Genomic DNA, 19000 nt, shown 5'->3' with positions numbered 1-19000 from the left:
GCCCAGCACCGTCCAGCTCCGCAGTGCCAGAAACTTCGGCGCAAGCGTCGAGGCAACTCCCACCAGCACCATGCCCAGCAGCACGCCGGAGTTCTGCACGCCCGAGAGCGAGGTGGATTGGCCCGGCGTCAGCCCGAAGACGAGGCCTGCGAAGGGCTCGAGGATCAGGTCCTGTGCGGAATAGGCCAGCATGGACACGAAGATGAAAATGGCGAAGCGGCGCGCCGTGCGGTCATCCCAGACTTCCGCAATGGCTTGGCCGAAGGCGATCTTGTCCGCTTCTTTCTTCGCGATCACGCGGTCGGTCTCGAGCCCGCGCACGGCAATGAGTGTCAGCAGGAAGGAGCCCGCGCAGATGCAGGCAGCGACGGTCATCAGGCGCTCCGTCGAGAAGGGATCGAGGAAGTGGCCCGCGAGTCCTGCCGTGACGATGAAGCCCGCGATCATCATGATCCACACGATGGTGGCGGCCGCAGCACGGCGCTTCTCCTCCACCTGGTTGGCCAGCAGCACGAGCAGCGAGGTGCCCGCCGCACCCACGCCCGCACCGATCAACGTGAAGGCGATGATGGCGGCAATGGAACCCACCACCATGTTCTGCTGCATGAGGTGCACGGAAAGTGCCGCACCGAAGCCGCCCAGTGCGAGCGTGCCCATGCCGGCGATGATCCACGGCGTGCGGCGGCCCCCCTTGTCGGAGCCGTGGCCCCACGAAGGCCTGAGAACCTGAAGCGCATAGTGCCACGTCACCAGCAGGCCCGGCACCATGGCGGGAAGTGCGAGTTCGACGATCATCACGCGGTTGATGGTGGAGGTGGTCAGCACCACGATGGCGCCGAGGGCTGCCTGCACGAGTCCGAAGCGCGCGATGCCGAGCCAGGAGGTCATGCGCCCAGCCCCCGCAGCGCGAAGGCGCTCACCATCATGCCGGACACAAAGAGCGGAACGCCGAAGCCCGAATACCAGAGCGCACGCTGCACCGGATCAGCGAGAAAGCGGCGCATCATCACCAGCTCCACGACGAGCAGCGCCAGCACGGCGGCGGCATGGATGGGAGCACCCCAATTGAACAGGAGCAGGATGACGACCACCTGCGGCAGCGCCATCACCGCACATGCGGTGCGCGCGGCACCGGCCACGCCCAGCTGCACGGGCAGCGAGCGCACGCCCATCCGGGTGTCACCCTCGATGGCCTTGAAGTCGTTGAGCGTCATGATGCCATGCGCACCGATCGAATAGAGCAGTGCCAGGATGACGATCGGCCAGCCCGGCACGGCGGCCAGCAGCACGGCCGCACCGGTGAACCACGGCAGCCCCTCATAGCACAGGCCGACCGCCGCATTGCCCCACCAGCCATTGCCCTTGAAGCGGAAGGGCGGTGCGGAATAGCCCCAGGCCATGGCCATGCCGAAGCAGGCGGCCCAGAACACCACCGGCCCCAGCGCCAGCGCCACGGCCAGCGACACCGCGGTCCAGATGATCGCGATGTAAAGCCCCCAGCGCCCAGGGATTCGCCCCGAGGGGATCGGCCGGTTCGGCTCGTTGATGGCATCGACATGCCGGTCGTACCAGTCATTCACCGCCTGGCTGGTGGCGCATACCAGGGGGCCCGACAGCGCCATGCCGGCCAGCACCAGGCCCCAATGATCCGTAAGCGACAGCCCCGATGAAACCGCCCCGCAGGCGAAGGCCCACATGGGCGGAAACCACGTCACGGGTTTCAGCAACTGCAACACCGCCGAAGGCTGCGGCAGCGATGGTCCGACGCGTGTGGAGGCAAGGTTTGCCATGGGGATTACGATATAGTTGACACTCTGAAATGTCAACCTGTCCTGACATCTTTCTCACCGCCACTCCATCACCCCTCTCCTCCAACCGTCATCCCGGCGAAGGCCGGGATCCAGTTTTCTTTTCATGGACTTGCGAGAGAATGCCCAGTCGAATTTCGTCACACATGCGAAAGCCGGGGTCCCGCGATCGCGGCAGGAATGAGCGTATCAAGCTGTGCCCCAAGCCTTACAGAACGATCTCCGCATCCGGGTCACCCGCCGCCAGCGCGTTGATGCAGGCCAGGCACAGGTCACGGCTCAGGAAGCGCCCATGCGCCGCCCCCTCTTCGCGCGCAACAATGGGGAAGGTGGAATAGATATACTCTGCCGTCTCTCGCAGCGCGGCAATGTCAGCGGGCGTGCTGCTGGGAAAATAGAGCATGAAGTAGAGCGCATCGAGCTTCGCACGGCGGCGCAGCCGGTCTGCAACATCGAACACGAAAGGCGGCTTCGCGTCACCCGTGGCGGGGTCGATAAAGCCCATGTCACGCGCGAAGGGCGCCATGTCATGCGAGGTATAGGTCAGCGCGAGAACTTCCTCCCGCACAATGTCGCGCGCCGTCTTCGGCCCGAAAGCGCGGGCATAGGCTGTGGGCGGCACAACGGGCAGCTGCTCTACGATGTACCAATTCAAGTGCGTGCTCTGAACCTTCTGACGAGCGACGTAGTCGAAGGGAGTGGCGCTCAGGTTAGCGACCATAAGTGGCAGGGCTTCCTGATAGTCGGCGAGAGCCCCGGCGCGCGCAGCCTTCTTCTCTGGAAGATCCGGGAGTATAAGTGGGAGCGTGTTACCAACACCACAGAAAGGGACCAGAGTAGATATCATGGTCCGCACATCTGTGGGGCGTGCTATGTCTCGGAAGGCGATCACTGCCGGCATGTCGCCCGGCCAGTCGACGGCACCACGGGAAACCCAATACTGCGGCGTGGTGGCAAATGCCGGATCGGCGTGCTGCTGCGGAGTTGTATCGCCAGAAAGAGCGGCGTTGTGCAGATTTTCCTCATTGATCAGAACCGATGCGGCACGATGGTCAAATTGTTTGATGGTCCGCCCGACAAACAGCGGTACGAACTCCTCCGCGCCGCGCTTCCAACGACCCGCAGCCACGGGGTAAGCAGTTTTCGTCAATTCCGCTTTGGTTACAAATAGGCGACTGTCATTCGTCATGTGAAACATGGTCGAATAGCGAACAGGGAACACGGCGACGGGAACAGCTTTTCTGCGATCCACGAGAACAGGAAGGCGGTCATAGATGCCAATGGTAATCGCCGCATCCCTCCGGGTACGGAATATCGGGGCGGTTCCCGTATTGGGGTTGACCTTCGCGAAGTCAGAAGGCGTCAGCGTGAAAGCTCGCTCGCGATCAGAGAGAGTCTCTACCGAATGCAGAAAGAAGGCGCATTGGGCTTCTTTGAACTTTCGGCTGGCACTGCCGATCACCAACACGCAAAACTTGAAAGAGTTGTGAACATCCTCAAAAAAGACTCCGCGATTCTCGAAATCGATCAAACTTCCAAGCCGTCCTGTCGTGGAAACCGACTTGAAGAATACTGCAGCGGATTTGTCGGATGCGATCCCCGAAGGAGTGAGCAATCCAACGATGCCGGTGGGCTTGACGAGCGCCAGCGCCCGCTCCACGAACAGTGAATAGAGGCGTCGCCGCCGGACAGCAGGGGATAGCCACCACAGTCACGCGCAACCGTTGCCGACCCCTCCGCCCGCGCCACGGCGGTGTGATAATCCGCAACGATGGGGTCTGCTGCCTTCAGCAGGTCAGCCACCATGCGCCTGCGATCCTCCGCGCGCGTTGCCATTGCAATGGCGGGGCGACGCTCAGCAAACCACTCCACTTCCTGAAACTTCATGCGGTCCCAAGGCGGGTTGCCGATCACGGCATCAAAGCCGCCCTTGGGCTCGTTGCTCTCCCAGTCGCTCCACACGCCGGGGAAGGCCACCTCCCAATGAAGGAAGCGCTCACGCGCGATGGCGGCGCGCACGGCATCAAGAATGGCGGGCAACACGATCAGTTCTTCTGCCACCCTGAGCTTCCGTCTGTCGTCGGCGCTCAGTCCGGTTCGCTTGCCTGTCAAAAGGGCCTGCTGCGCGGCGGAGACGGCGGGCGGCGCAATTTCACCCGTCAGCAGCTGCAGGGGGTTTCCGTAGTCGCCCCTTTGAAGTGCCGCGATGGCGCGGCTGCGCACGCGGTCGCCCGCTGCCCAGCGCAATCCATGCACCAGGTCCATGAAGGCGCGCAGGTCCTGCGTGACCGCCTGCACATCGCCATAGAGCGATTGCGAACTCTTGGCCTCTGCCACGTCGGCGTCGGTCAGCTCCTCCACCTTCTCCATGCCGCGCGCGGCACCTCGGGCCTTCTGTACCATGTCGTTGATGAGAAGGTTGCCGCCGAAAGCCCAGTCCATAACCGGGCGCACGCGCTCACCGAACAGCGAGTTGCCGCAAATCAGATGGTGATCGAGGAAGGAGAGTGGCGCACCCACGGTGAAAGAATGGAGCCAGAGGGAAACCTTGGCGAGTTCTACCGCCATGGGATTGAGGTCCACGCCATAGACACAGCGTTTCAGCACCATGCGCCGCACCACCGACTTGGTATCAAGGTGCGAAACAACAATGGGCCACTTGTGTTCCTCTGCCTGCTTCAAAATACGCTCGCGGATGGCCTCGATGCGCGCCAGAAGTGGCGACACATATCCCTCCGCTGCCAGTTCGGCGGCGGCCATCGCCTCCAGCACGCGGTCCGTCAGCCAGTCCACCAGCGTCACGAGGAAGTGGCCAGACCCCATGGCGGGGTCGCAGATTTTCAGGCGGAGTATGGCTTCGGCTGCGTCGAGTGTTGCCAGTTCGGCATGGCTCACCTTCCCGCCTTTCGCCTTGGCGTGGAAGGCGGCGTCCACTTCCGCCGCCAATGGCCCCACAGTGCGCTCGATGATGAGGCGAACAAGTTCATCCGGCGTATAATAACTGCCCGAGGACTTACGCCCGAAGGGACTGAGGCCAACTTCAATGTCAGCGCCCTTCGGCGTCAGCTTGTATTCCAGCAGCCGTTCATAGACGCTGCCCAGCTGTTGTACGGAGAGGTCACGGTAGTTGATGTACCGCGGACCGCGCCCGCCGCCCGCGTCCGGCTCATGACTGAGGGCGAAGATGATCTTCGCCATGGTCACGTCCGACAACTCAGCACGCGTCAGGATCGGTGCTGCGCTGGAAGCGAACAGGCCGCCGTTGTAAGGCGGAATGCCCAGGTCGTCGTTGCCGTCCGCGATGGCCTTGAAGATCGTGTTGAGCCTTGGCCAGATGGTTGCGATACCCTTGGGCCAGGCAATGCCAAGCTCTTCTTGCTTGGCCACATCGAGGCGCAACTTCGTCAGACAGTAGGCTGCATAGGGGCCGGTCTCGTCGGGCAGCAGGTTGCGGTCTTCGGCGTAGAGCACGAAGAGAAGGCGATAGAGCAGAATAAGCGCGCCTTGCCGCACCTCGTCGAGGTAGGCGGGTGTCAATGGGTCCGTGCGGTCGGGGTCGGCTTTGGCAAGCGCATCTGCCAGTGTGGGGAAGACGTCGCCGAACACCTTTTCCGAAAGGCTGCGGGCAACCTTTGCCTCCCACCTCTCGCCCTCGCGCAGGGCAAGCTGATGGAAGGTTTCACCCGCTGCCGTGGGCAAGAAGGCCGGACGCCCGAAGACCACCATGAACAGGCGCAGCACATGGGTGCGCCATTGCTCATCGGTGAAGCCATCTGCCGCCTTGTCGAACAGGCCGGGGGTGCTGCCCGGCAGCTCAAGCGCCTGCCCCATGTCAATTTCGAGATAGTTTTCCGAAGTGCCGGTGCCGGCGTGGTAGTAGAGCCGCCACACAAGCCCATTGGTGAGAATGCCCCAACGCAGTTTGCCCTGCGTGCGGTCATCCACCCGGCGGAGATAGCGCAGCATCTGTGAGGATGGCGTGCCCTCATCGTCCTTGCCGCCACGGGATTCCCGATCCAGCACGCGGCCCCAGCGCTTCGCCTCCACAACGCACAGGCCGTGCTGGAAGCGCTTCCACGCCTCGAGCGGCGCTGCCATCGCCTTGGCCTTTTCATCGCCATAGAGCAGCGCGTCGGGAACGTCCTCGCGGTTTTTCACCGAGGCATTGGGCTGAACGTCCCTGTCATGCCAGCCGAGGCTTTCGAGGAGCGGATAGATGAGCTGGTCTTCGGTCTCAGCCTCGTTCGGGTTCTTCCGCGCCGCCAGCTTCTGGAACAACTCCGAGGCCTGCTTGCGCCATGCGGCAAGCGCGGCATCGTCGATGGCGTTCCAACTCTCCGTGTCCCGGATTCCTTCGATCAGGAAGTCACGTGTGAAGAGCCGCCCGTTGATCATCTCAGTCCCTCAGCCTCAGTCCTCTTGTGGCATGGCGTGGGCGCAAATCAAGAGCAAGCTCAGCGCCACCACCTGACATGGCACGTCCTACCAATCTGACAGCGCGCGCTGTCAATCTGATTTTCGGGAAAAATTGCAGGCTTTGCAGGATGCTCTCGCAATGCTTTGCACCCGCATCCGAAGTGCAACAACACCAACATGCCTCGGTTGCACGCCGAACGCCACGGCCATGTCTACGGCGGCATCGATTTTTTCAACGCGAAATGCATCCGCGGAGCAACGGACAGCACCCCGAAAGCATCCGTTGCGCCCCCCACGCAGCGTGGCCGGGGCGCCTTGCCGGACATGCTCTCTGCCGCCACCAAAAAGATGCGCGGGTCACGCCCGCGCATGATGAATGTCTGGTGTCTGATGTCTGATGTGCGACGGGCGGACGGCCGCCCTAGTTGTCGTCGCCGCCCGACTTGTCCTCGATGCCATAGCGGTGGAGCTTCACATAGAGGCTCTGGCGGGAGAGGCCCAGCATGTCAGCCGCACTGGCGCGGTTGTTCTCCGAGATCTGGAGCGCCGCCTCGATGCACAGCCGCTCGATGATGTCAGTTGTCTCGCGCACGAGGTCCTTGAGCGGCACCTTGCCCACCAGCTTGGTCATCTCCTCCACCGAACGCAGCAGGCTGCGCTTGCCCACGTCGGGCTCCGCCGCGCGGCGGCTGGCCCGGCGGATCGCAAAGCCATAGCAGATGGGATTGGCGGGCGGCGAGGCGACGCCCGAGACTTCCACGTCCTCCGTCGTGCCGAACTGGCCGCGCAGCACGGTCTGGAACTGGCGCACCGCGCCATGCTCCGCGAGCGAGTTGAACAGCACGGAGACGTCCACCCCGGCGCGGCCCATCCAGCGGTCGATCGGTTCGCCGCGCGCCTGCTCCTCGGAGCCCAGCTGTGCGGCATCGAGGAAGGCGGCATTGGCGGAAATGATGCGGCGCTCGAGATCGGTGACCACGAAGGCCTCCGGCAGGTCGCGCACCGCGTTGACCACGGCCGCCTGCCCCTTGGACACGACGATGCCGCTGCCACCGGCCGCCATCTGCTGCAGGCGCATGAGATAGAAGCTGGCATTTTCCTGGCGGAAAATGGTGGCGCCGAGAACGGCCTGCTGCTGTCGGCCTTCGAGCGTGAGGGCAACGTCATCCGCACGGCCCGTGGCCCGCAGCGCCGTCATCAGTTCCTCGACGCGGGCAACGTCCTGGCCGTCGAACATGGCGGCGAATGGCGCACCGGTGAGCCGCTTCAGCGGCTTGTTCATGAGATTGGCAGCAGCGGAATTGGCCTCGACGATGCGGCCCGAGCGCGAATCGACGACGACGATCGCCTCGGAAGACACCTGCATCAGCAGGCGGTAGCGCGTCTCGGCGTGGCGGAGCCTGGCATATTCCTGCTCGATCGACTGCTCGGCGGCGAGCAGCTTCTGTTGCACGGTGGCAACCTGGCGCATGTCGCGGCCGATGGCCACGAACTGGCCGCCGTTGCCGGCCTTCATCACGCAGTAGCGGATGGGGATATCGGCGCCGTCCGGCTGCTGGTGATTGATCTGGCGCCAGCGCGGCGGCAGGCCCATGGAGGCCTCCTGCAGCATCTGCTCGATCTTGGGGCGGCTCTCGATGGTCGAGACATCGGCCCAGGACTTGCCCGGCCACGCGGCAAAGATGTCGCCCGGCAGGTCAGCGCTGGTGAACAGCCGTTCGCCCAGCGTGCCGTCCTGGTTGATGACGAGGGCAATATCGGCGGCAGCCGACAGCAGGAGGGCAGACTCCCCCGCATCGAGCTGCTGCAGCAGTCCGGCGAGATTGGCCTCCCGATCCCGGGGATGAGAGGGCACGCTCTTGAGCGTCACGTGGTTTTCCTTCCATGGGCTGCGGCGGATCGGAGCATCATCACTCCACTCCCGCCAAGCCGGACCATTCATTGGCTTGATGCACTGCGTCCTGCGCGTCCGTCACAATGGCATCCGCGTCAATGTCTCGAGGCGCGATATCACGTCCATCGAACATGACACCTCCAACGGCGATTCGTATATCCCGGTTCCGTGAAGACGATCTCAAGCTGCGAATAGCCGAGCGGAGGGCCGGAAGCAAGCGCTCAGATGAGAGCGAAAACCCTACAAAATCAAAGTGCTCCTCAGCCGCAATGCGTGCAATTTCAGCTTCGCCCGCCTTCAGGAGGGCGGTGACCTTCCAGCCCGCGCGCAGAAGGTGCTCCTCGACGATCCTGACCCCGAAAGTGTGTTGTTCACCTGGCACCGGCACAAGTAAGGCGTGTCCATGCTGCTCTTCAGGGGCGACGGACGGCAATCGGAACTGGCGGACCAGCTGCTGCATCCGGGTCATGCCCAGCGTCACCTCAACGAAATCCCGGATGTCCTGGCACCAGAACTCGCCCATCACCCGTGCGGCGGGGGCAAGCAACGTCATCATCAGGGCTTCGGGGGACGCACCGCCGGACAGGAGATCTTCCACCATGCGGTGAGCTTCGTCCTCATGACCGTCACAAATCAAGCGGGTGAAGCTTTCCACCTGCTCGGCGGAAACGGCTGGCACACGAAATGGAGAGGCATCGTTCACGTTAATCCTCCCTTTACGGCAAGACCCTCGAGCGACCATCGATGTCGTCAAGAGCTCCTGGTCCAGACCCCGGTTCACCGCTCCGGCTCCTTCCGGTGGCGGCAGTACGCACGGCAATGGGGACACTACCCCAGCGAGAGACACTATGTACTATTTTTTGGACGTCAACAAGCCTTGACACTTTTTTTTCTGCGGACTAGCGTCTCCCGAGGGCTGCAATCCTTCACCCCGTCACCAGCGGGAGTGCAGCGGGCCCGGGAGAGAAATGATGCAAGTGCTAGGCGGTCAGCACGAAATCCGGACGGGGCTCTATACAGATGCCCAGCGCAAGCGCCGCGATTCCTCTCCATGGACATTGGTCCAGGGCATTCTCGCCCCCCTGCAATTCCTCGTTTTCCTGATTAGTCTTGGGCTCGTGCTGCGCACGCTCATCACTGGTGAGGGTGCGGCCCTCGCCAATGCCTCCGTCATCCTGAAGACCATGCTGCTCTACACCATCATGGTGACGGGCTCGCTTTGGGAGAAGGACGTATTCGGGAAATACCTCTTCGCACCGGCCTTCTTCTGGGAGGACGTTGTGAGCTTCGGGGTGATCGCGCTGCATACCGCCTATCTGATCTGCCTGCTGAATGGCTACCTGAGTGAGTCGGGGCTCATGTGGCTGGCGCTGGTGGCCTACGCGGCATACGTGACCAATGCCGCGCAATTCCTTTTGAAACTTCGCGCCGCAAGGCTGCAGCAGGCAGGAGCCGCGTCATGAACCTGCCATTCCGCGCGCCCTCCTCGACCGGCTGCAACGACATTCCGGTATTGCGCGAGCGCGGCCAGCGCGAGGTGTTCTGCGGGCTCACCGGCATCGTCTGGCTTCATAGGAAGATCCAGGACGCCTTCTTCCTGGTCGTCGGCTCGCGCACCTGCGCGCATCTCATCCAATCCGCCGCCGGCGTGATGATCTTCGCCGAACCGCGATTCGCCACCGCCATCATCGACGAGCGCGACCTTGCCGGCCTTTCCGAGATCGACGCCGAGCTTGACCGCGTGGTGAACCGACTGCTCGAACGCCGCCCCGACATCAAGATGCTGTTCCTCGTCGGCTCCTGCCCGTCCGAAGTGATCAAGCTTGACCTGAAGCGCGCGGCATCGCGCCTTTCGCAGATCCATTCCCCGAAGGTCCGTGTGCTGAATTATTCCGGCAGCGGCATCGAGACCACCTTCACGCAAGGTGAAGACGCCTGCTTGGCCGCGCTGGTACCCTTCTCCCCCCTTCCAGCCAACGGCTATGTGCCCCCGCTCCTTGTGGCGGGGGCACTTTCTGACGTAGCCGAGGACCAGTTCCGCCGGATCTTCGCCGAAATGGGCCTGCCCGATGTGGCCTTCCTGCCGGCGCGCACCGCAGCCGCCATGCCCGCCATCGGGCCAGGGCAGAAATACCTGCTGGCCCAGCCCTTCCTGAACGATACTGCGCGCGCCCTCGAAGAACGAGGCGCCACGCACATTCCCGCCCCCTTCCCGCTGGGTGCCGAAGGAACGACCGGCTGGTTCAAGGCCGCCGCTGATGCCTTCAACATTCCTGAAGCGAAGCTGCGGGCCGCCACCGAGGCCGGGCACATCCGCGCCAAGCTGGCGCTGGAGCCGCACCGCGAAATGCTGGCGGGAAAGCGCATCTTCTTTTTCCCTGATTCGCAGCTTGAAATTCCGCTGGCCCGCTTTGTGTCGCAGGAACTGGGCATGGAGCCCATCGAAGTGGGTACGCCCTACCTGCAGCGCGCACATCTCGCCCAGGAAATCGGGCAACTTCCCGCCGGCACCGTGGTGAGCGAAGGCCAGGACGTTGAAAAGCAGCTCGACCGCTGCCGCGACGCGAAGCCGGACCTCGTGGTTTGCGGCCTTGGCCTGGCCAATCCACTGGAGGCCGAGGGCTTCACCACCAAGTGGTCCATCGAACTCGTGTTCACGCCGATCCATGGTTATGAGCAGGCAGGCGACCTCGCGCGCCTGTTCTCGCGCCCGCTGGACCGCCGCACCAGGTTGGGGGTGTAGAGATGCAGCTCACCCTGTGGACATATGAAGGCCCGCCGCACATCGGCGCCATGCGCATCGCCACGGCGATGAAGGGGCTGCACTACGTGCTGCACGCACCGCAGGGCGACACCTATGCCGACCTGCTGTTCACCATGATCGAGCGCCGCAATGCCCGCCCGCCCGTGACCTACACAACCTTTCAGGCTCGTGACCTGGGCGGCGACACGGCCGAACTGTTCAAGACCGCAGCCGCGGATGCCTTCGCGCGCTTCCAGCCGCAGGCGATGATCGTCGGCGCTTCCTGTACAGCAGAACTCATTCAGGATGATCCGGGCGGGCTTGCGAAGGCGCTGGCCTTGCCGATCCCGGTGATCGCGCTGGAACTTCCCTCCTACCAGAAGAAGGAAAACTGGGGCGCTTCTGAAACCTTCTACCAGGTCGTGCGCGGACTGGCGCAGCCGCGCCGCGACGCCGAGGTGAACCCGCGCTCCTGCAACATCCTGGGCCCAACCGCACTGGGCTTCCGCCACCGCGACGACCTCACCGAGATCGTGCGCTTGCTGGAGACCATCGGCATCACGGTGAATGTGGTGGCGCCGCTCGATGCAACACCAGACGACATTCGCCGCATTCCAGAGGCTGCCTTCAACGTGGTGCTCTACCCGGAAGTCGCCGAGACGGCAGGCCGCTGGCTGGAACGCAATTTCAAGCAGCCGATGACCACCATTGTGCCAATCGGCGTTTCCGCCACGCGCGAGTTCATCGCGCAGGTGGCGCAGCTCGCGGGTCTCGACGCCGACGTTGCCCTGGCGGCGGGCGAGTCGCGGCTGCCGTGGTACTCGCGCTCGGTCGACTCGACCTATCTTACCGGCAAGCGGGTGTTCATCTTCGGCGATGCCACACATGCGCTGGCAGCAGCGCGCATCGCCAAGGAGGAGCTGGGTTTCGAAGTTGTGGGCCTCGGCACCTATTCCCGTGAATTCGCGCGCCCCGTGCGGGAGGCCGCAACGAAGCTGGGCCTCGAGGCGCTGATCACCGACGACTATCTCGAAGTCGAGGCCAAGGTTGCCGAACTGCAGCCCGAACTGGTGCTCGGCACGCAGATGGAACGCCACATTGCCAAGAAGCTGGGCTTCCCCTGCGCGGTGATCTCAGCTCCCGTGCATGTGCAGGACTTCCCTGCCCGCTATTCGCCGCAGATGGGCTTCGAGGGCGCCAACGTCATTTTCGATTGCTGGGTGCACCCGCTGATGATGGGGCTGGAGGAGCACCTGCTCCACATGTTCCGCAATGACTTCGAGTTCAATGACAAAGCCGCTGCATCTCACCTCGGCCATGGCGCTTCAAAGCCTGCGACGGCCGGAGCCTCCACCCAGCCCGGTGGCTGGGCGAGCGAGGCCGAGCGCGAATTGCAGAAAGTTCCCTTCTTTGTGCGCGGAAAGGCGCGCCGCAACACCGAACGTTTCGCCGCCGAGCGCGGCATCACCCTCATCACCATCGAGACGCTGTACGATGCCAAAGCCCATTACAGCAGATAAGGCGCCCAAGGCGCACTGCCGCGTGGTGATCGTCACACTCGACAATCACCTGACGGGGGCTGTTGCCCGCGTCAACGCGCAGCTGGCGCGCGAAGTGCCGGGCATGACGCTGTCGGTCCATGCGGCATCCAACTGGGGCGCCAACCCCGATGCGCTGGCTCATTGCATCGAGGAAATCGGCAAGGGCGATATCATCATCGCCACCATGCTGTTCATGGAAGACCACATCCAGGCCGTGCTGCCGGCCCTGGCCGCGCGCCGCGACCATTGCGATGGCATGGTATGCTTCATGTCGGCTGGAGAAGTGATCAAGCTGACCCGCATCGGCCGCTTCGCAATGGGCGGCAGCCAGAGCACCATCGTCAACCTGCTGAAGAAACTGCGCGGCGCCAAGACCAACAAGGACACCGAGAAGGCCACGGCGGGCGAAAAGCAGCTCGCCATGCTGAAGCGTCTGCCCAAGATCCTGCGCTTTATCCCAGGTTCGGCCCAGGACGTACGCGCCTATTTCCTCGCCATGCAATACTGGCTGGCGGGCTCGGAAGAGAACATCGGCCAGATGGTTCGCTTCCTCGTCTCGAAGTTCGCCGATGGCCCCCGCAAGGGCATGCGCGGTATCGCCTTCCAGGACCCGCAGAGCTATCCGGAAGTGGGCGTCTATCACCCGCGCCTGAGCCAGCGGATGAGCGAGAAGTCCGATGAGCTTCCCTCGCTCCCCACCGCCCGCAAGGGCACCGTGGGCCTTCTCCTGATGCGCTCCTATGTGCTCTCGGGCGACACCGCGCATTATGACGGCGTGATCGCCGCCTTTGAGTCGCGCGGGCTGAAAGTGATCCCAGCCTTCGCAACGGGCCTCGACCAGCGGCCCGCCATCGAGCGCTTCTTCATGAAGAACGGCAAGCCCGCGATCGACGCGCTCGTCTCGCTCTCCGGCTTCTCGCTGGTGGGTGGCCCCGCCTACAACGATGCGCGCGCCGCCGAGGACGTGCTGGCCAGGCTCGACGTGCCCTATCTCGCGGCACAGCCAGTCGAGTTCCAGACGCTGGAAGAATGGGAAGAGTCCGAGCGCGGCCTTCACCCCATTGAAACCACCATGATGATCGCCATTCCGGAGCTCGACGGTGCCGCGGGTGGCGTGGTGTTCGGCGGCCGCTCCATCGCCGACCAGGGCGAGCGCGGCATGCGAGTTCACGCCGAGCGCGCAGCGATGCTGGCCGCGCGCGTCGCCAAGCAGGTGGCGCTGCGGCAGACGCCCAAAGCTGATCGCAAGATCGCCATCGTGCTGTTCAACTTCCCGCCCAACGCAGGTGCGGTGGGCACCGCCGCCTTCCTCGCGGTGTTCGAGTCGCTGTTCAACACGCTCACGGCCATGAAGGCCGACGGCTATGACGTCGAGGTTCCAGCCTCCGTCGCTGAGTTGCAGGCGCGTATCCTGAAAGGCAATGCCGAACGCTTCGGTTCGGATGCCAATGTGATGCATCGGATTCCTGCCGACGAACATGTGCGGCGCGAAACCCACCTGCGCGAAATCGAGGCACAGTGGGGGCCCGCACCGGGCCGCCAGCAGGCCGACGGCTCCACCATCCATGTACTGGGTGAGCGTTTCGGCAATGTGTTGGTCGGGATACAGCCTGCCTTCGGCTACGAAGGCGACCCGATGCGGCTGCTGTTTGAGAAGAGCTTCACGCCGACTCACGCCTTCTCCGCCTTCTACCGCTACCTGCGCGAGGATTTCGCCGCCAATGCGGTGCTGCATTTCGGCACGCATGGCGCGCTTGAGTTCATGCCCGGCAAGCAATCCGGCCTGTCTGCCCAGTGCTGGCCCGACCGCCTGATCAGCGATCTTCCCAATCTCTACCTTTATGCCGCAAACAACCCGTCGGAAGGCACGATTGCCAAGCGTCGCGCGGGCGCGACACTGGTGAGCTACCTCACGCCGCCGCTTGCCCAGGCCGGCCTCTACCGCGGGCTCGTCGACCTCAAGGCCTCAATCGGTCGCTGGCGTGGCCTGGAACCGGCCGCCGCCGAACGCCATGACCTCGCCCTGCTCATTCAGGCGCAGGCGGCAACCGTGGACCTGGCCGCGTCCGAACCCGAATGGGACGATCCCGAAGCCCGGGTGGATGCACTGCAGAACCAGATCCTCGAACTTGAATACACGTTGATCCCGCACGGCCTGCACGTTGTCGGCCAGCCGATGGACGCAGACGCCCGCCGCGAGACCATCGCCAGCGTGGCCGAAGCTGGCACCGCCACCGACCTCGCGGAGATGGACCGGCTGCTCTCGGAAGACCACGAGATCGCAGGACTGCTCAAGGCGCTCGACGCGCGCTTCATCCGCCCGGTGGCGGGTGGTGACCTGATCCGCTCGCCCAACATCCTGCCGACGGGCCGCAACCTGCATGGCTTCGACCCTTTCCGCATCCCCTCCGCCTTTGCGGTAAAGGATGGCGCCCGCCAGGCACAGCTTCTGCTCGACACGCATGTGGCCGCCGGCAAGCCGCTGCCCGAGACCGTGGCGCTGGTGCTGTGGGGCACGGACAACCTGAAGAGCGAGGGTGGCCCGATCGCCCAGGCGCTTGCCCTGCTGGGTGCCGCACCACGCTTCGACAGTTTCGGCCGGTTGTGCGGCGCAAGCCTGCTGCCGCTTGAAGAACTCGGCCGCCCGCGCGTCGACGTGATGCTCACCCTCTCCGGCATTTTCCGCGACCTGCTGCCGTTGCAGACCCGCATGCTGGCGGAAGCCTGCTGGCTCGCCGCCTCGTCCGATGAACCCGAATGCATGAACTTCGTCAGGAAGCACGCGCTGGCCCACATGGCAGCCAACAACTGTGACCTCGAGACTGCAGCACTGCGCGTCTTCTCCAACGCCGACGGTGCCTATGGCTCCAACGTCAACATGCTGGTCGACAGCGGACGCTGGGAAGACGAGAACGAGCTGGGCGACACGTTCGCCAAGCGCAAGAGCTTCGCCCATGGCCGGCATGGCCAGGTGGCGCAGCAGTCGCAGCTGATGGCTTCGGTCCTCTCCGGCGTCGACCTCGCCTATCAGAACCTCGAGAGCGTCGAACTCGGCGTGACCACAATCGACCACTACTTCGACTCGCTCGGCGGCATCAGCCGCGCAGCGGAGAAGCAACGCGGCGAGGCGGTTCCGGTCTACATCGGCGACCAGACACGCGGTGCCGGTGTTGTTCGCACGCTGGCAGACCAGGTAGCGCTCGAGAGCCGTACCCGCGTTTTGAACCCGAAGTGGTACGAAGGCATGCTGAAGCACGGTCACGAGGGCGTGCGGCACATCGAATGCCACCTCACCAACACGGTGGGCTGGTCGGCGACGACCGGACAGGTGGCCCCCTGGGTCTACCAGCAGTTCAGCGAGACCTATGTTCTCGATGAGAAGATGCGGGACCGCCTTGCATCGCTCAATCCCAAGGCGGCGATGAAGGTGGTGAACCGCCTTCTCGAAGCCCAGCGCCGCGACTTCTGGTCGCCGGATGCGGAAACCCTCGCGGCACTCGAACGTGCCGGCGAAGAACTTGAAGATAAACTCGAAGGCATTGGAGTGGAGGTTGCGGCATGACATTGGTGATTGATCGCAAGCCACGGGTGGCTCAGCGCGGAGACGGCGAAGGCAGTGTGCAGGTGCACCTTGACCCCACTGCCTCGATTGGCACCGCCAAGGTGTTCTCGGTTTATGGCAAGGGCGGCATCGGCAAGAGCACGACGTCGTCCAACCTCTCCGTTGCCTTCTCTAAGCTCGGCAAGCGGGTGCTGCAGATTGGCTGCGATCCCAAGCATGACTCGACCTTCACGCTTACCAAGAGCCTGATCCCCACCGTCATCGACATTCTTGAGGAAGTGGACTTCCATTCGGAAGAACTGCGCCCGGAAGACTTCGTGTTCGAAGGCTACAACGGTGTGAAATGCGTGGAAGCCGGCGGCCCGCCTGCCGGCACCGGCTGCGGTGGCTATGTGGTCGGCCAGACGGTAAAGCTGCTGAAGGAGCACCACCTGCTGGAAGATACCGACGTCGTCATCTTCGACGTGCTGGGCGACGTGGTGTGCGGCGGCTTCGCATCCCCTTTGCAGCACGCCGACCGGGCGCTGATCGTGACGGCCAACGACTTCGACTCGATCTTCGCGATGAACCGCATTGTGGCGGCCATCAATGCCAAGGCAAAGAACTACGGCGTTCGGGTGGGTGGCGTGATTGCAAACCGCTCCAAGGACACCGACCAGATTGACCGCTTTGCGGAAGCCACCGGCCTGCAGCGCATCGCCCATTTGCCGGATGTGGACGCGATCCGCCTCAGCCGGCTCAAGAAGTCGACGCTGTTCGAGATGCCGTCTTCGCCGGAAGTGGACTACGTGCAGAACGAATACATGCGCCTGGCCGCTCAGCTGTGGACGGGTGGCGAGCCCTGCGAGGCTCGCTCCATGAAGGACCGTGACATTTTCGACTTCCTGGGGTTTGACTGATGAGCGACAGCTACCTCGAGCGGCGCGGCGAAATCGAAACCTATTTCGACAGGACAGCCGCGCACACCTGGCAGAGGCTGACGTCCGATGCGCCCGTCAGCGGCATCCGCGCGACGGTGCGGGCGGGCCGTGACCGCATGCGCGCCACCCTGCTCTCCTTCCTGCCTCAGGACCTGCGCGGTGCGCGCATCCTCGATGCGGGTTGCGGCACCGGCGCCCTTGCCGTTGAAGCAGCCAAGCGCGGGGCAGATGTTACAGCGGTGGATATTTCCCCCACGCTCATCGGCATCGCCAAGGAACGCCTGCCTGAGAAGCTGGGCCAGGGACGCATCCACTTCATGGCAGGCGACATGCTCGACAAGAAGCTCGGCACTTTCGACCATATCGTGGCGATGGACTCGCTCATCCACTACAGCCTGCCCGACATGATCGGCATGCTGACACGTCTCACCGAAATGAGCCGCAGCGGCGTGCACTTCACCTATGCCCCGCGTACGCCGGCACTCGCCGCCATGCATTTTGTCGGCAAGGCCTTCCCGAGGAGCGACCGCTCCCCGCGCATCGTGCCGCATGCCACGACGTCGCTCTACAAGGACATCAGCCGTTCCGAGCAGTTGGCCGACTGGCGGTTGGGCCGCAATGCACGAGTCTCCAGCGGATTCTACATTTCCCATGCGCAGGAGCTGAAGCGTACATGAGGAGCATCAACCGCAAATTCATTTCGGCACTGCAGCAGATCGGTCCCCGATTCCTGCCGTTCGCCGATGCCGCGACAAAGGACCTGCCCTTGTCGCGTCTCTTGCGGTTGTCGCTCTTCCAGGTTTCCGTCGGCATGGCCATGGTGCTGCTGACCGGCACGCTGAACCGCGTGATGATCGTCGAGCTTGGCGTTCCGGCCTGGCTCGTCGGACTGATGGTATCGATCCCCGTGCTTATCGCGCCATTCCGCGCTTTGATTGGCTTCAAGTCGGACACCCATAAATCGGTGCTGGGCTGGCGCCGCGTGCCCTACATCTGGTTTGGCACCATGATGCAGTTCGGCGGCTTCGCAATCCTGCCCTTCGCGCTCCTCGTCCTCACCGGCAACGGCCATGGCTCACCTGTGTGGGGCGAGATCGGCGCGGCGCTGGCCTTCCTGCTGATCGGCGCAGGCATAAACACCACACAGACAGCGGGCCTGGCGTTGGCCAACGACCTCGCTTCCGAAGTGACCCGTCCGCGTGTCGTTGCCCTGCTCTATGTGATGCTGCTTCTGGGCATGGTGGTGAGCGCACTGGTATTCGGCAGCCTGTTGCATGACTTCACGGCGAAGCAGCTGATCCAGATCATCCAGGCCGTTGCCGTCATCACCGTGGTTCTGAATGTCGTCGCCATGTGGAAGCAGGAGGCGCGCAACCCGAAGCTCACGGCAAGAGACGCTCCGCGCATCAGCTTCGGCGAGGCCTGGGCACAGTTCAGCGCGGCCGGTCGCGCCAAGCGACTTCTGATCGGCGTTGGCCTGGGCTCTGCCGCATTTTCGATGCAGGACATCCTGCTCGAGCCCTTCGGCGGCCAGGTGTTCGGTCTCAACGTTGGCCAGACCACGTGGCTCACAGCCACCATGGCACTCGGCACGCTGGCCGGCTTTGCCATCTCGGCACGGCGGATCGGCAAGGGTGGCGACCCCTATCGCCTTGCCTCGCTGGGCATTCTTGCCGGCATCTTCGCCTTTGCAGGCGTCATCTTTTCTCCCGTGCTTGGTCTCGTGTCGCTGTTCCAGACAGGTGTTTTCTTCATCGGGTTTGGCGGCGGACTGTTTTCAGTTGGCATGCTGACCGCAGCGATGGACCTGGCCTCCAGTGGAACAGGCACCATGAGCGGCTTCGCGCTCGGCGCCTGGGGCGGCGTGCAGGCGACGGCTGCAGGCATCGGCGTGGGTATCAGCGGCATGCTGCGCGATGCCGTGTCGGACCTCGCAATGCATGGTGAGCTTGGCACCGCTACGTCGGGCCCCGCCGCGGGCTACGTAACCGTCTACCAGATCGAGATCGTGCTTCTGTTCGCAACGCTTGCCGTCATCGGACCGCTGGTGCGCGGCGGCAAGCGCTCAACCCGTCAGCCAGGCTTCGGCCTGGCGCAAATTCCAGGCTGATCGAAG

The 19000-nt window shown here is 63.6% G+C and carries 13 protein-coding genes; 7 read left to right on the top strand and 6 right to left on the bottom strand.

The genetic code is table 11. The annotated features are described in order from the left end of the window. The 6 genes from WCJ41_RS11645 to WCJ41_RS11620 form a co-directional block, all read right to left on the bottom strand. Positions 1–888, bottom strand: an 888-nt coding sequence (locus WCJ41_RS11645) for a BCD family MFS transporter (RefSeq protein WP_336905991.1), incomplete at its 3' end; no start/stop codon positions are given. After that, the gene (gene chlG, locus WCJ41_RS11640) at positions 885–1790 is read right to left on the bottom strand and encodes a chlorophyll synthase ChlG (RefSeq protein ID WP_336905990.1); all 906 of its coding nucleotides are present in this window, start codon (positions 1788–1790) and stop codon (positions 885–887) included. The genes WCJ41_RS11645 and chlG, both read right to left, overlap by 4 nt. Positions 1791–2016: 226 nt before the next feature. Further along, positions 2017–3339, bottom strand: a complete 1323-nt coding sequence (locus WCJ41_RS11635) for a hypothetical protein (RefSeq protein WP_336905989.1) — start codon at positions 3337–3339, stop codon at positions 2017–2019. Then, positions 3336–6203 (bottom strand): hypothetical protein, encoded by a 2868-nt coding sequence (locus WCJ41_RS11630; RefSeq protein ID WP_336905988.1) that lies wholly within the window; start codon positions 6201–6203, stop codon positions 3336–3338. The genes WCJ41_RS11635 and WCJ41_RS11630 overlap by 4 nt, the downstream gene beginning before the upstream one ends. Before the next feature lie 442 nt (positions 6204–6645). Then, on the bottom strand, positions 6646–8094 hold the full coding sequence (gene ppsR, locus WCJ41_RS11625; RefSeq protein WP_336905987.1) for a transcriptional regulator PpsR: 1449 nt from the start codon (positions 8092–8094) through the stop codon (positions 6646–6648). Positions 8095–8134: 40 nt separating this feature from the next. Then, positions 8135–8821 carry a cobalamin-dependent protein gene (locus WCJ41_RS11620; RefSeq protein ID WP_336905986.1) on the bottom strand — a complete coding sequence of 229 codons (687 nt, stop codon included), beginning with the start codon at positions 8819–8821 and terminating at the stop codon, positions 8135–8137. Between the two features lie 268 nt (positions 8822–9089). On the opposite strand from WCJ41_RS11620, the gene bchF reads away from it, so the two are divergent. Genes bchF through WCJ41_RS11585 form a run of 7 tightly spaced genes read left to right on the top strand, consistent with a single transcriptional unit; the run spans position 9090 to position 18994 of the window. Continuing rightward, complete coding sequence (gene bchF, locus WCJ41_RS11615) at positions 9090–9581, top strand: 2-vinyl bacteriochlorophyllide hydratase (RefSeq protein WP_336905995.1); 492 nt, start codon at positions 9090–9092, stop codon at positions 9579–9581. Further along, positions 9578–10861 carry a ferredoxin:protochlorophyllide reductase (ATP-dependent) subunit N gene (locus WCJ41_RS11610; protein ID WP_336905985.1) on the top strand — a complete coding sequence of 428 codons (1284 nt, stop codon included), beginning with the start codon at positions 9578–9580 and terminating at the stop codon, positions 10859–10861. Before bchF ends, WCJ41_RS11610 begins: the two co-directional genes overlap by 4 nt. A gap of 2 nt (positions 10862–10863) precedes the next feature. Further along, the gene (gene bchB / locus WCJ41_RS11605; RefSeq protein ID WP_336905984.1) at positions 10864–12381 is read left to right on the top strand and encodes a ferredoxin:protochlorophyllide reductase (ATP-dependent) subunit B; all 1518 of its coding nucleotides are present in this window, start codon (positions 10864–10866) and stop codon (positions 12379–12381) included. Further along, positions 12356–15964, top strand: a complete 3609-nt coding sequence (locus WCJ41_RS11600; RefSeq protein WP_336905983.1) for a magnesium chelatase subunit H — start codon at positions 12356–12358, stop codon at positions 15962–15964. Before bchB ends, WCJ41_RS11600 begins: the two co-directional genes overlap by 26 nt. Then, positions 15961–16863, top strand: a complete 903-nt coding sequence (gene bchL, locus WCJ41_RS11595) for a ferredoxin:protochlorophyllide reductase (ATP-dependent) iron-sulfur ATP-binding protein (RefSeq protein ID WP_336905982.1) — start codon at positions 15961–15963, stop codon at positions 16861–16863. Before WCJ41_RS11600 ends, bchL begins: the two co-directional genes overlap by 4 nt. After that, positions 16860–17561: a magnesium protoporphyrin IX methyltransferase gene (gene bchM, locus WCJ41_RS11590; protein WP_336905994.1), complete on the top strand. Its 702-nt coding sequence runs from the start codon at positions 16860–16862 to the stop codon at positions 17559–17561. The genes bchL and bchM overlap by 4 nt, the downstream gene beginning before the upstream one ends. Next, positions 17558–18994 carry a BCD family MFS transporter gene (locus tag WCJ41_RS11585; RefSeq protein ID WP_336905981.1) on the top strand — a complete coding sequence of 479 codons (1437 nt, stop codon included), beginning with the start codon at positions 17558–17560 and terminating at the stop codon, positions 18992–18994. The genes bchM and WCJ41_RS11585 overlap by 4 nt, the downstream gene beginning before the upstream one ends. Positions 18995–19000 lie beyond the last annotated feature (6 nt).

The sequence above is a fragment of the Aestuariivirga sp. genome (genome assembly GCF_037139295.1).
Lineage (GTDB): Bacteria > Pseudomonadota > Alphaproteobacteria > Rhizobiales > Aestuariivirgaceae > Aestuariivirga.
This window is presented reverse-complemented; position numbering and strand designations above follow the sequence as displayed.